The organism is Saccharothrix obliqua (assembly GCF_019375475.1).
GTDB classification, from domain to species: Bacteria; Actinomycetota; Actinomycetes; order Mycobacteriales; family Pseudonocardiaceae; genus Actinosynnema; species Actinosynnema obliqua.
In genome coordinates this window covers 28,431-41,679 of sequence record NZ_JAHXGQ010000018.1, presented here as the reverse complement: position 1 = coordinate 41,679, position 13,249 = coordinate 28,431, and the positions used below count along the sequence as shown (strand labels likewise).

Here is a 13,249-nt window from a genome sequence, read left to right as displayed (position 1 = left end):
GTGCAGGATGGTGCCGTGCATCCATTGATCAGCACCGAAGCCCTGGCTGCCGCGGCGGCCGGCGCCGTCCCTCCGGTCGTGGTGGACGTCCGCTGGCGACTCGGCGGACCTCCAGGACGTCAAGACTACGAGGTCGCGCACCTCCCGGGTGCGAGCTACCTCGACTTGGACGACGACCTGGCCGCCGCACCGGGTGACGGCGGGCGTCACCCCCTGCCCGCGCCGGGTGATCTGGAGCGTGCGCTGCGTGGTGCCGGGGTGCGGGAAGGTCACCCGGTCGTGGCCTACGACTGGGGTGACGGGTCGGTCGCGGCGCGACTGTGGTGGCTGCTGCGGTGGGCCGGTCACCCGGAAGTGGCGGTGCTGGACGGGGGTTACGCGGCGTGGGTCGCGGAAGGACGGCCGGTGACGGCGGAGGTGCCCGCGGTCGCGCCGGGCGACGTCGTGGTGCGGCCCGGCGGGATGCCCGTGCTGGACGCCGACGACGCGGCGCGGCTGGCCCGTGACGGGGTGTTGCTGGACGCGCGGGCCGCGCAGCGGTACCGGGGAGAGGTGGAACCGGTCGACCCGCGTGCCGGGCACATCCCGGGTGCGCGCAACGCGCCGTCCGCGGAGCACGTCGACGGCGAGGGGCGCTGGCTGGACGCCGGCGCGCTGGCGGGGCGGTTCCGGGCGATCGGGGTGCGGTCGGGCACACCGGTCGGCGCGTACTGCGGGTCGGGGGTCACGGCGTCGTCGGTGGTGCTGGCGCTGGAGGTGGCGGGTGTCACCGACGTGGAGCGGCCGGCCGCGTTGTACGCGGGCTCGTGGTCGCACTGGTGCACCGACCCGGAGCGAGAGGTCGCGACCGGGCCCAACCCCTGACCTCCGGCTGCGGAGGCGAAGGCAGGGGCGGAGGCGGAGCGCGGAGGGGACCCGTGGCGGCGGGAGCCTCGTGACGGAGTTCGCCGGGCCGCGCACGGGTGGCGGTCGGGTGCTCACCGGACGTGGCGGGGAGTGCGATCGGGCTGCCCGCCGGGAGTGGCGGGAAGCGATTGGTGTGCCGCGCCGGAATGGGGGAGCGGTCGGTGTGCCGCGCCGGGAGTGGGGGAGACCGGTGTGGCCCGCCGGGAGTGGCGGGGAGCGGTTGGGGTGCCGCGGCGCGGGTGGCGGAGCGTGGTCGGTCTGCCACTGTCGTGAGGGGCGGGCGCATCACCCTCCGGCCGCGGGTCAGGCGTTCGGGATCTTCTCGAACGCCTTGGTGGCGAGTTTCTGCGCGACCTGGCACGGGTCGAACGTGTCGATCGGCGTCACGCTCGCCAGGAACGCGGGCGTGATCACGTCCGGGTCGTCGGTGAGCATGACCACCACGGAGCAGTCGCCGCCCTTCTCCTTGACCTCGTACGCGGTGTTCCCGCCGATCTCGATCTCGCGCGCCTCGCCCTCGTACTCGGCGAACGTCACCATGAACAGCACCACGGCGAACGGCTCCTCGGTGCTCTGCACGCAGCCCTTCTCGCCGGCCTTCTTCGCGCCGATGGCCGCGGCCACGTCGTCCGGCGTGAGGATGTCGCAGTCCTCGTAGCCCTCGGTCTTCTTCTTGGTGCCGATCTTCACCTTGCCCGCGGGCTTGGTGCCGGTGGTCGGCGCGCCGGTGGGGTCTTCCTTCTTCCCCGTGGTCGACGCCTTGGTCGACGGCGCCTTGCCGGAGGTCGTCTGCTCAGCGCCGCGCGCCGCGCCCTCGGCCGGCCGGGCCGAACCGGTGACGGTCGTCGCGCACGCCGTGAGACCCAGCGTGAGGGCCAAGGCCAGCACGGCCGTCAGGGAGGAGGCTCGTCGCAGGTGCATGTGTGTCTGACCCCGTTCCGACGTGCGGGGTTCCATCCTCGATGGCCGCAACCTGGCCCGCTTCGTCCCGCCAGACTCTAAGTCCTGCGGGGGAGCGGTCACGCGGGGATCCACCAACCTGTGATCACACCCCGGGGCCGTCCGTGGGTTAGGTTGCCGGTCATGGGCGTCGACGTGGGTGACCGGGCCGCTGTCGTCTGGGACGAGTCCTTCCTCGGCTACGACCTGGGCGGCGACCACCCGTTGAACCCGGTGCGGCTGGACCTGACGGTTCGGCTGGCCGCGGCGCTCGGCGTGCTGGACGGCGTGCCGCTGGTCGTGCCGGAACCCGCCGCGGACGTGGAGATCGAGCGCGTGCACGACCCCTCCTACCTCTCCGCGGTGCAGGCCGCGCCGATGGCGGGCTGGGACGTGGGGCACGGGCTCGGCACCGCGGACAACCCCGTGTTCGACCGGATGCACGAGGCGGCGGCGTTGGTGGTGGGCGGCTCGCTGGCCGCGGCACGCGCCATCGCCGCCGGCGCGAAGCGGGCGGTGAACATCGCGGGCGGTCTGCACCACGCGATGCGCGACCACGCCGCCGGTTTCTGCGTCTACAACGACTGCGCGGTGGCGATCTCGTGGTTGCTGGACCACGGGTTCGACCGGATCGCCTACGTCGACACCGACGTGCACCACGGCGACGGCGTGCAGGACGCGTTCTACGACGACCCGCGCGTGCTCACGGTGTCGGTGCACCAGAGCCCGTCGAGCCTGTGGCCGGGCACCGGCCGACCGTCCGAACTGGGCGGTCGCGGCGCGGAGGGCACGGCGGTGAACCTGGCCCTGCCGCCGGGCACGCGGGACCCGGAGTGGCTGCGCGCGTTCCACGCGGTGGTGCCGTCGGTGCTGCGGGCGTTCCGGCCGCAGGTGCTGGTGACCCAGTGCGGTGTGGACACCCACCGCGAGGACCCGCTCGCGGACCTCGCGCTCACCGTGGACGGGCACCGCGCGATCTACCGGGTGCTGCGGTCGCTGGCCGAGGAGGTGTCCGGCGGCCGGTGGCTCGCCCTCGGCGGCGGCGGGTACGAGTTGGTGCGCGTGGTGCCGCGGTCGTGGACGCACCTGCTGGCCACGGTGCTGGACCGCGACGTCGACCCGGCCGCCCGGCTGCCCGCGGACTGGGTGGCGCACGTCGCGGGCCGCGCGCCGGGCTGGGCGTTGCCCACCACCATGTCGGACGACGCCGACGTCGCGTTCGAGCCGTGGGGCGGTGACGCGCGGTCGCCGCTGGACGCGGCCGTGCGGGACACGAGGCGGGCGGTGTTCCCGTTGCACGGACTGGATCCCGACGACCCGAGGGACTAGCTGTGGACCCCTTCGACTTCCCGCGGCACTGGGAGGCCGACGTCGTGCTCAGCGACGGCGGCACCGTCCACCTGCGGCCCATCACGCCCGACGACGGCGAGCGGCTGCTGGCCTTCCACGGCAGGCTGTCCGAGCGGACCCGGTACTTCCGGTACTTCGGTCCCTACCCGCGGATGCCGCGGCGGGACCTGGAGCGGTTCACCACGGTCGACCACGCGGACCGGGTGGCGTTCGTCGCGCTGCTGGGCGACGACATCGTGGCCGTCGGCCGGTACGACCGGTTGGGCGGCGGCGGGTCGGCCGAGGTGGCGTTCGTGGTGGAGGACGCCCACCAGGGCCGGGGACTGGGCTCGATCCTGCTGGAGCACCTGGCGGCGGCGGCCCGCGAGCGCGGGCTGAGCCGGTTCACCGCCGAGGTGCTCGCCGAGAACGGCCAGATGGTGCGGGTGTTCCGGGACGCCGGGTACAGCGTGAGCCGGGCGTTCGAGGAGGGCGTGCTGCACCTGGAGTTCGACATCGACCCCACCGAGGAGTCGGTGGCCGTGGCGCGTGCCCGCGAGCAGGCGGCCGAGGCGCGCAGCGTGCACAACCTGCTGCACCCGCGCTCGGTGGCGGTGATCGGCGCGTCGACCGACCCCACCAAGATCGGCCACGCGGTGCTGGCGCACCTGCTGGAGGGCGTCTTCCACGGCCCCGTGTACCCGGTGAACGCCGAGCACCGGTCGGTGCGCGGCGTGCGGGCGTACCCGTCGGTCCTGGACATCCCGGACGACGTGGACCTGGCCGTGGTCGCCGTGCCCGCCGCGAGCGTCGACGACGTGATGGACGCCTGTCTCGCCAAGGGCGTGAAGGCGTTGGTGGTGGTGTCGTCGGGGTTCGGCGAGACGGGGCCGGGCGGGTTGAGCGCGGAGCGGCGGCTGGCCGCCGAGGCGCGGGCGCACGGGATGCGGGTGGTCGGCCCGAACGCCCTGGGCGTGCTGAACACCGACCCGGCGGTGCGGTTGAACGCGACGCTCGCGCCGGCCCTGCCGGTGCGCGGGCGGACCGGCTTCTTCTGCCAGTCCGGCGCGCTGGGCACGGCGATCCTGGCCACCGCGGCGTCACGCGGGCTCGGGCTGTCGACCTTCGTGTCGGCGGGCAACCGCGCCGACGTGTCCGGCAACGACCTGCTCCAGTTCTGGGAGACCGATCCGGCGACCGACGTCGTCCTGCTGTACCTGGAGTCGTTCGGCAACCCGCGCAAGTTCGCGCGGCTGGCGCGGCGGCTCGGCCGCACCAAGCCGATCGTCGCGGTGAAGTCGGGTCGGCACGCGGTGACGCCCGCGCTCGCCGCCACCTCGGTCGCGGTGGACGAGTCGAGCGTGCAGGCGTTGTTCGAGCAGGCGGGCGTGATCCGGGTGGAATCGCTGGCGCAGCTGTTCGACACGGCGTTGCTGCTCGCCCACCAGCCGCTGCCCGCCGGGCCGCGGGTGGCGGTGGTGGGCAACTCGACCGCGATCGGCCTGCTGGCGGCGGACACGGCGCTCGCGCAGGGCCTGGAGCTGGCGGGTCCGCCGGTGGACGTGGGCGCGCAGGCCGGTCCGGAGGCGTTCGCGGCGGCGGTGCGCGACGCGTTGGCCAACCCGGGGACCGACGCGCTGGTGGTGGTCTTCGTGCCGCCGCTCGCGGTGCCGGGCACGGCGTTCGCGCGTGCGCTGCGCGACGTGGCGGGCACCAAGCCGATCGTGTCGACGTTCCTCGCGGTCGAGGGCGTGCCGGAGGAGTTGGCGGTGCCGGGGCCGGGTGGCGCGCCGGGCCGCGGTTCGGTGCCGTCGTACCCGAGCCCGGAGCGCGCGGTGATGGCGTTGGCGCGGGCCAGCCGCTACGCCCGCTGGCGGTCCGCGCCGCAGGGCCGGTTCGCGCGGCCGGACGGCGTCGACCCGGCCGCCGCGCACGAACTGGTGGAGTCGCTGCGGTTGGGCGAGACCGGTGAGCGGCGGCTCGACGACGACACCGCCGTGCGGTTGCTGGCCTGCTACGGCGTGCCGGTCGTGCCGTTCCGGGTGGCGTCGTCGGAGGACGCGGCGGTGGCCGCCGCCCGCGAACTCGGGCACCCGGTGGCGGTGAAGGCGACCGACGAGCGGCTGCGGCACCGGACCGACCTGGTCGGCGTGCGGCTGGACCTCACCGGCGACGACGCCGTGCGGACCGCGTACCGGATGCTCGCCGAGGTGTCCGAGCGGCCCGACGTGTACGTGCAGCGCATGGCGCCCAAGGGGATCTCCTGCGTGGTGGGACTCCAGGACGACCCGTCGTTCGGCACGCTGGTGTCGTTCGGGTTGTCCGGTGTGGTCAGCGACCTCCTCGGCGATCGCGCCTACCGGGCCGTGCCGCTGACCGAGACGGACGCGAAGGCGTTGGTGCGCGCGCCGAAGGCCGCGCCGCTGCTGGCCGGTTACCGCGGTGGCGAGTCCGCCGACCTCCCCGCGCTGGAGGACCTGGTGCTGCGGCTTGCCGCACTCGCCGAGGACGTGCCCGAGGTCCGCGAGGTGGCGTTGGAGCCGGTGCTGGCGAGCGCGGCGGGCGCGTACGTCGGCAACGCCCGCGTGACCCTGGGCCCGCCGCCGTCCAGGCACGACACCGGTCCGCGCCGGTTGCGATCACCGGGCGCACCGCGCTGAGCGCACTGGGTCAGCGCCGACGCGCGTGCCGCCGCTCTTGATCGATCCCGCTCAGGTGAATTCCCGTGGACTATGGACGGAAACCTTGTCGCCGCCTAGGTTTCCGGCATCTCAAGAGGACCCGGGAATGGGGAACAATGGCACTGGCATCGCTGCGCGCCCTCGCACTGGTGTGCTCCGCCGCGCTGGTCCTCGCCTCGTGCTCCGCCGGCGACGACACGACGGTCGTCGGGAAGGCGAGCGCCAACAAGCTCGTCGTCGCGGTCGGCTACGACCAGCCGGGGCTGGGCGTCCGCCGGCTGGACGGCGTCTTCAAGGGCTTCGACGTGGACGTGGCGCGGTACGTGGCGAAGGAGCTGGGCGCCGAGGACGTGTCGTTCATCGAGGCCACCCCCTCGCAGCGGGAGCAGCTGCTGGTCGACGGCAAGGCGGACCTGGTGGTGTCCACCTACTCGATCACCGAGAAGCGCAAGGAGGTGATCGACTTCGTCGGCCCGTACTTCGTGGCGGGCCAGGACCTCCTGGTGCGGTTGTCCGACCCGCGGATCACCGGTCCCGAGTCGCTCGCCGCCGGCATGAGGCTGTGCTCGGTGGACAACACGACCTCGGCGCAGTACGTGAAGGACAAGTTCGCCCAGTCCGTGGAACTGGTGAATTACCCGAACTTCAGCGACTGCGTCACCGCGCTCTTGGCGGAACAGGTCGACGCCATGACGACCGATGACGTGATCCTCGCCGGGTACGCGGCGCAGAACCCGGAGCTGCTGCGGGTCGTCGGGAAGCCGTTCAGCAAGGAGGAGTACGGGATCGGGCTGCGCCGCGGCGATGCCGCCGGCAAGGCGAAGGTGACCGCCGCCGTCCAGCAGATGATCGACTCCGGCGAGTGGCGCAAGTCACTCCAGGACAACGTCGGCCAGTCGGGCTACCGCATCCCCGATCCGCCCAAGATCGTTTCGTGACGTGCGACCCACCCCGATAGCGGTCTGACCGGCGCGTTCGAGGTCGTAGGCTCGCCGGGTGCCTGCTTCGCATTTCGTTCCCCAGTACCGCGCGGACGGACCGGTCCGCGCCGGTATCCCCGAGCACGGTCGCATCCCGCGCTACTACGCGGTGAAGACGGAGCTGCTGTGGCTCATCGAGGCGCTGGGGGAGGGCGCGGCGCTGCCGTCCGAGCGGGAACTCGCCGAGCGCTACTCGGTGTCCCGCGTGACGTTGCGGCAGGCGGTCGGCGAACTGGTGCTGGAGGGCAAGCTCCAGCGCCGGCAGGGCAGCGGCACGTACGTCGCGCCGCCGAAGCTGGTGCAGCCGCTGTCCCTGGTGTCCTACACCGAGGGGATGCGGCGGCAGGGCGTGGACCCGGCGCGCAGCGTGATCACCGTGGAGCACCTGCCCGCGGACGACGTGCTGGCGCGCGACCTGCGCATCGGGCGCGGTGACACGGTGGTGCACCTGGAGCGGGTGCTGCTGGCCGACGAGGAGCGGGTGGGCCTGGAGTCCACGTACGTGCCGGAGGCCCGGTTCCCCACGCTGCTGGAGGTGTTCGACCCGACCACCTCGCTGTACGCGTGCCTGACCGACCGGCTCGGCGTGGCGTTCGCGGAGGCCGAGGAGCGGGTGGAGACCGTGTTGGCGACGCCGCGCGAGGCGTTGCTGATCGGCACGAACCCGGCGCTGCCGATGCTGTTGCTGCACCGCGTGTCCCTCGACGACGACGGCGTGCCGATCGAGCGCGTGCGGTCGCTGTACCGGGGCGACCGGTTCAGCTTCGTCGCCCGACTCCGCGCGGACGCGTAGCTTCCGCCGTCCGGCCCAGGGCGGTGCCGCGAACCGCGGCACTTCATCACGTGGGGATAACACATCTAGTCCACAGCTGCGGTTAACGCGCCCGTCGTCTTGGTGACACGACCGGTTCGTCATGGCTGCTGACGATGCGCGGTATGCGAGTGCTCATCGTCGGCGGGGGCGTGCTGGGGACCATGCACGCCTGGCAGGCCGTGGAACGCGGTCACGAAGTGGTCCAACTGGAGCGGGAACCCGAGGCGCGTGGCGCGTCGGTGCGCAACTTCGGCCTGGTGTGGGTCGGCGGGCGCGCGGCGGGCGCGGAGCTGTCCGCGGCACAGCGCTCCCGCGAGCTGTGGGAGCGGATCGGCGCACGCGTGCCCGCGGTCGGGTTCCGGCCGAACGGGTCGCTGACCGTGCTGCGGACCCCGCGCGAGCTGGCCGTCGCGGAGGAGGTCGCGGCCCGCCCCGACGCCGCCGAACGGGGCCTGGAACTGCTCGACGCCGCCGCCGCGCGAGCCGTGAACCCCGCGCTGCGCGGTGCTTTCCTCGGCGCGCTGCGCTGCACGCGCGACGCCGCCGTCGAACCGCGCACGGCGCAGCCCGCGTTGCGCGCGGCGTTGGCGGCGACCGGGCGGTACTCGTTCCTGCCCGGTCGCGAGGTGCGTTCGGTGTCGACCGGCGTCGTCCGCGACGACCGGGGTGACGAGCACCGCGGCGACGTCGTGGTGCTGTGCACCGGCGCGTGGCTCGGCGGCCTCGTCCGCGAGCTGACCGGCGGCGTGCCGGTGCGCCGGGTGCGGCTCCAGATGATGCAGACCGAGCCGTTGGGCGAACCGCTGACCACGTCCGTGGCGGACGGCGACAGCTTCCGCTACTACCCGGCGTACCGGGGCGCGGCGCTGGACGAGCTGAACCACGCGCAGCCCCAGGCCGAGGTGGCGCGGGAGCACGCGATGCAGCTGCTGGTGGTGCAGCGCGCCGACGGCGGCCTCACCATCGGCGACACCCACGCCTACGACGAACCGTTCCCGTTCGACACCGAGGACGCGCCGTACGCGCACCTCGCGGACGTGGCGGAATCCCTGCTGGGACGGCCGTTGCCACGCGTCACCCGCCGTTGGGCCGGTGTGTACGCGCAATGCGCCGACCCGACCCGCGTGGTGCACCGCGAGCAGGTCGAACCCGGCGTCTGGCTGGTCACCGGCCCCGGCGGGCGCGGTATGACGTGCTCGCCCGCCATCGGTTTCGACACGGCCGAGGAGGTCGGCCTGTGACCTCCCTCGTCGTGCTCGACATGGCCGGCACCACCGTGCTGGACGACGGCTTGGTGGAACGGGCCTTCCACCGCGCGCTGCCGGGCGCCACCCCCGCGATGGTCGACCACGTCCGCGCCACCATGGGCCAGTCCAAGATCGTGGTGTTCCGCGAGCTGCTCACCGACGAGACCGCGGCGCAGCACGCCAACGCCGAGTTCGAGCGCGCCTACGCCGAACTGGTCGCGGCGGGGCACTGCCGGCCCGTGCCCGGCGCGCGGGACGTGATCACCGGGCTGCGCGCGAGCGGTGTGCGGGTCGCGTTCACCACCGGTTTCGCCCGCGCCACGCAGCAGCTCATCCTGTCCGCGCTCGGCTGGACCGACCTGGCGGACTTCACCACGACCCCGGCGGAAGCCGGTCGCGGCAGGCCCTACCCGGACATGGTGCTCGCCGCCGTGCTCGGGCTCGGGCTGGCCGACGTCCGCGACGTCGCCGTGGTCGGCGACACCCCCTCCGACGTGGTGGCGGGCCTGCGTGCCGGAGCCCGCGTCGTCGCGGGCGTGCTGACCGGCGCGGGCACGGGCCCCGAGCTGGCCGCCGCGGGCGCGACGCACGTCATCGACTCGATCACCGACCTACCCGCCGTACTCGAAGGGCTGTGAAGAACCCGTGCTGCGCAAGGTTCTGGCTGTCGGACTGCTCCTGCTCACCGCCGCGTGCGGCGGCACGGCGGGCGGTTCCGGCGGCGATCAAACGGTGACCGTGTACACCGTCGACGGGCTGGCCGGCTGGTACGGCAAGCGTGCCGAGGAGTTCCGGGCCAAGACCGGCATCGAGGTCCGGTTCGTGGAGTCCGGCTCCGGCGAGGTGGTCACCCGCGCCGAGCGCGAGAAGGCCAACCCGCAGGCCGACGTGCTGGTGACGCTGCCGCCGTTCATCCAGCGCGCCTCCGCCGCCGGGCTGCTGGCCGACTACGCGCCGGCCGGCTCGGACAAGGTGCCCAACCGCACCGGGCAGTACACCGCGGTCGTCGACAACTACCTGAACTTCATCTACAACCCGAAGCTCGCCCAGCCCGCGCCGAAGACCTGGCAGGACCTGCTGGACCCGCGGTTCAAGGGCAAGCTCCAATACTCCACGCCGGGCCAGGCCGGTGACGGCACGGCGGTGCTGTTGCAGCTCAAGCACGTGTTCGGCGACCAGGGCGCGTTGGACTACCTGGCCCGCCTGGAGGCCAACAACGTCGGCCCGTCGTCGTCCACCGGCAAGCTCCAGCCCAAGGTGTCCAAGGGCGAGCTGCTGGTGGCCAACGGCGACCTCCAGATGAACCTGACCTCGATCCGGGACGACAAGTCCGAGTTCGAGGTGTTCTTCCCGGCCGACGACCAGGGCGTGCGGTCCACGTTCGCCATCCCCTACTACGCCGGGCTCGCCGCCGGCGCGCCGCACGCCAACAACGGCCGGAAGTTCCTCGACTTCCTGCTGTCCGAGGAGGTGCAGAAGACCGTGGGCGCCGACGCGATGGGCCGCGCCACCCGCTCCGACGTGCCCGCCGAGGGCCGGATCGAGGAGCTGCTGCGTGACGTGCGGGTGTGGCAGCCGGACTGGACGTCGGTCGTCGCCACGCTGGACGCCGACATCGCCGCCTACACCCGGGCGGTGGGGCGTTGACGCCCGCGGTCGAGCTGCGCGGGGTGTCCGTCCACTTCGGCCGGACCGTCGCCCTGCACGACTTGAGCCTCGCGGTGGCGCCGGGGGAGACCCTGGCGCTGCTCGGCCCGTCCGGTTCCGGCAAGTCCACCGCGCTCAAGGCCGTCGCCGGTTTCCTGCGACCCACCGCCGGGCGGGTGCTGCTGGCCGGCCGGGACGTCACCGACGAGCCGCCCAACCGGCGCGGGCTCGGCGTGGTGGTGCAGAGCTACGCCCTGTTCCCGCACATGACCGTGGCCGACAACGTGGCGTTCGGGCTGCGGGCCCGGCGGGTGCCGCGCCGCGCCGTCGCCGAGCGCGTCGCCGAGGTGCTGGACCTGGTGGGCATGGCCGGGTTCCGCGACCGGTACCCGCGCCAGCTCTCCGGTGGCCAGCAGCAGCGGGTGGCGATCGCGCGGGCGCTGGCCGTCCGCCCGGCCGTGCTGCTGCTGGACGAACCGCTGTCCGCGCTGGACGCCGCGTTGCGCGAGGAGATGGTGGCCGAGCTGCTGCGGCTGCGGGCGGAGCTGCCCGACACCGCCGTCGTGCACGTGACGCACGACCAGAGCGAGGCGTTGGCGCTCGCCGACCGCATCGCGGTGATGCGGGACGCGCGGCTGGTGGAGGTCGGCCCGGCCGCCGAGCTGTACCACCGGCCCGCCGAGTCGTTCACCGCCGCGTTCCTGGGCGCGTCGAACCTGCTGCCGGTGGACGTGGAGGACGCGGGCGCGGTGCGGCTGGGCGGGTTGCGGCTGGCGGCGTCGTCGGCCGGGCTGCCGTCCGGCGCGGCGGTGGCGCTGGGCGTGCGCCCGCACCGCGTGGGCGTGCGGCCCTACACCGGGTCCGGGCTCGCGGCGCGGGTGCTGGCCGTGCAGTGGCGTGGCACCGGTTACCGGCTGGACCTGGAACTGGAGCTGGGGCACCGGCTGCGTGCCGAGACGCCCGACGTGGCGGGGCTCGCCGTCGGCGACCGGGTCGAGGTGTCCATTCCGGACGGTTGCCCGCTGGTGCGGGTGGCGTGATGCGCCGGTTGCTCTGGCTGCTGCCGCCGGTCGCCGTGCTGGTGGTCTTCTTCGGGTACCCGCTGGCGCTGGTGCTGCACCAGTCGTTCGTCTCCGACGACGGCGTGGTGGGGCTGGCGAACTGGCACGAGGTGCTGGCGTCCGCGGAGTTCCGGCGGGCGCTGGTGCGGACGGTGCTGCTCGCCGTCGCCGCCACCGCGGGCTGCCTGGTGCTGGGCGTGTTCCTGGCACTGGTGATCGCGTTCGCGCCGTTCCCCGGCGTGCGCGCGGTGTCGCGGCTGGTGGACGTGGTCCTCGCGTTCCCGTCGTTCCTGATCGCGCTGGCGTTCACGTTCCTCTACGGCAGCGCGGGCGTGGTGAACGCGGCGCTGGGCGCGGGCGCGGTGGACTTCCTGTACTCCCCTTGGGGCGTGCTGCTCGCGGAGATCACCTTCTACACGCCGTTCGTGATGCGGCCCGCACTGGCGGCGTTCACGCAGATCCCCGGCGCCCAGCTGGACGTGGCCGCGAGCCTGGGCGCGTCGCCGTGGCGGGTGCTGCGGCAGGTGGTGCTGCCCGACGCGCTGCCCGCGCTGGCGTCCGGCGCGTGCCTGACGTTGCTGCTGTGCATGAACGAGTTCGGCATCGTGTTGTTCGTCGGGGCGAAAGACGTGATCACCCTGCCGATGCTGGTCTACACGAAGGCGATCGTGACGTTCGACTACCCGGCGGCGTGCGTGGTCGCCGTGGTGAACGTGGTGTTCTCCGGCGCGTTGTACGCGCTGCACCGCCGGGTGTTCGCGAAGGGGGAGGGCCGTGCTGCTGTGGACGCGGCGTAGTCGGATCATCGCCATCGCGTTGTTCGCGGCGTTGTTCGCGGTCGTCGTGGTCGCGCCGCTGGCGATGATCGCGCTGGCGGCCGTGGCCGGTTCGTGGAACGGCGTGCTGCCGTCCGAGCTGACCGGCACGCACCTGGCGGAGGCCGTGCGTGGTGACGCGGTGGCCGCCGCGGTGGTCAGCGCGCAGACGGCCGTCATCGCCACCCTGACGGCCGTCGTGCTGGGCACGTGGCTCGCGCTCGGCGCGGCGGCGGCGCCGCCACCGGTGCGGCGGTTCCTGGACGCGGCGGCCCACCTGCCGCTGGCCGTGCCGTCCGTGGTGGTCGGGTTGGGTCTGCTGGTGGCGTTCAGCCGCGCGCCGCTGCTGCTCAACGGCACCCGGTGGATCGTGCTGGTGGCGCACCTGGTGATCGTGCTGCCGTTCACGTTCAGCGTGGTGTCGGCGGCGCAGCGGCGTGCCGACCCGGTGCTGGCGGCGGTGGCGGAGAGCCTGGGCGCGTCGCCCGCGCGCGTGCTGTGGCGCGTGCGCCTGCCCGTGCTGCTGCCCGCGATGTCGGCGTCGGCGTCGCTGGGCCTGGCGTTGTCCATGGGCGAGGTGGGTGCGACGATCATGCTGTACCCGCCGGACTGGCGGACCCTGCCGGTCAGCGTGTTCACCCTGACCGACCGCGGTCAGGTGTTCGCGGCCTCGGCGTCCACCGCGGTGCTCCTCGGCATCACCCTCGCGGGCCTGCTCCTGTTGGGAAGGTTGGGCAAGCGTTCGTCCGAACGTTAGGAAGTCGTGCCCTGATACCGCCCATTGGCAGGCGTCGTCGTGAGTGCTCGCGGGGGTACCGTTGGTGCTCGGG

Annotated in this window: 12 protein-coding genes; 11 read left to right on the top strand and 1 reads right to left on the bottom strand. The window is 73.5% G+C overall.

All coding sequences use genetic code 11. From position 1 onward, the window contains the following. Positions 1–15 precede the first annotated feature (15 nt). On the top strand, positions 16–864 hold the full coding sequence (locus tag KZQ38_RS34150; protein ID WP_219448154.1) for a sulfurtransferase: 849 nt from the start codon (positions 16–18) through the stop codon (positions 862–864). A 345-nt stretch (positions 865–1,209) separates the two neighbouring features. Here KZQ38_RS34150 and KZQ38_RS34145 read toward each other — a convergent pair whose 3' ends face one another. Continuing rightward, positions 1,210–1,827 (bottom strand): DUF3558 family protein, encoded by a 618-nt coding sequence (locus KZQ38_RS34145; RefSeq protein ID WP_219448153.1) that lies wholly within the window; start codon positions 1,825–1,827, stop codon positions 1,210–1,212. A gap of 162 nt (positions 1,828–1,989) precedes the next feature. On the opposite strand from KZQ38_RS34145, the gene KZQ38_RS34140 reads away from it, so the two are divergent. The 10 genes from KZQ38_RS34140 (at position 1,990) to KZQ38_RS34095 (ending at position 13,176) form a co-directional block, all read left to right on the top strand. Further along, positions 1,990–3,174 (top strand): acetoin utilization protein AcuC, encoded by a 1,185-nt coding sequence (locus KZQ38_RS34140; RefSeq protein WP_219448152.1) that lies wholly within the window; start codon positions 1,990–1,992, stop codon positions 3,172–3,174. Positions 3,175–3,176: 2 nt separating this feature from the next. Next, the gene (locus tag KZQ38_RS34135; RefSeq protein ID WP_219448151.1) at positions 3,177–5,834 is read left to right on the top strand and encodes a bifunctional acetate--CoA ligase family protein/GNAT family N-acetyltransferase; all 2,658 of its coding nucleotides are present in this window, start codon (positions 3,177–3,179) and stop codon (positions 5,832–5,834) included. A gap of 137 nt (positions 5,835–5,971) precedes the next feature. After that, positions 5,972–6,793 (top strand): glutamate ABC transporter substrate-binding protein, encoded by an 822-nt coding sequence (locus KZQ38_RS34130; RefSeq protein ID WP_219448150.1) that lies wholly within the window; start codon positions 5,972–5,974, stop codon positions 6,791–6,793. 58 nt (positions 6,794–6,851) lie between these two features. Further along, complete coding sequence (locus tag KZQ38_RS34125) at positions 6,852–7,628, top strand: GntR family transcriptional regulator (protein ID WP_219448149.1); 777 nt, start codon at positions 6,852–6,854, stop codon at positions 7,626–7,628. 143 nt (positions 7,629–7,771) lie between these two features. Further along, on the top strand, positions 7,772–8,890 hold the full coding sequence (locus KZQ38_RS34120; protein WP_219448148.1) for a TIGR03364 family FAD-dependent oxidoreductase: 1,119 nt from the start codon (positions 7,772–7,774) through the stop codon (positions 8,888–8,890). Then, positions 8,887–9,534, top strand: a complete 648-nt coding sequence (locus KZQ38_RS34115; protein WP_219448147.1) for a phosphonatase-like hydrolase — start codon at positions 8,887–8,889, stop codon at positions 9,532–9,534. Before KZQ38_RS34120 ends, KZQ38_RS34115 begins: the two co-directional genes overlap by 4 nt. 7 nt (positions 9,535–9,541) lie before the next feature. Next, positions 9,542–10,543: a 2-aminoethylphosphonate ABC transporter substrate-binding protein gene (locus KZQ38_RS34110; protein ID WP_219448146.1), complete on the top strand. Its 1,002-nt coding sequence runs from the start codon at positions 9,542–9,544 to the stop codon at positions 10,541–10,543. Beyond that, a complete protein-coding gene (locus KZQ38_RS34105; protein WP_219448145.1) occupies positions 10,540–11,583 on the top strand; it encodes an ABC transporter ATP-binding protein in 1,044 nt (347 codons plus the stop codon). The genes KZQ38_RS34110 and KZQ38_RS34105 overlap by 4 nt, the downstream gene beginning before the upstream one ends. After that, positions 11,583–12,401, top strand: a complete 819-nt coding sequence (locus tag KZQ38_RS34100) for a 2-aminoethylphosphonate ABC transporter permease subunit (protein ID WP_219448144.1) — start codon at positions 11,583–11,585, stop codon at positions 12,399–12,401. The genes KZQ38_RS34105 and KZQ38_RS34100 overlap by 1 nt, the downstream gene beginning before the upstream one ends. After that, on the top strand, positions 12,379–13,176 hold the full coding sequence (locus tag KZQ38_RS34095) for an ABC transporter permease (RefSeq protein ID WP_219448143.1): 798 nt from the start codon (positions 12,379–12,381) through the stop codon (positions 13,174–13,176). Before KZQ38_RS34100 ends, KZQ38_RS34095 begins: the two co-directional genes overlap by 23 nt. The last annotated feature ends 73 nt before the right edge of the window (positions 13,177–13,249 follow it).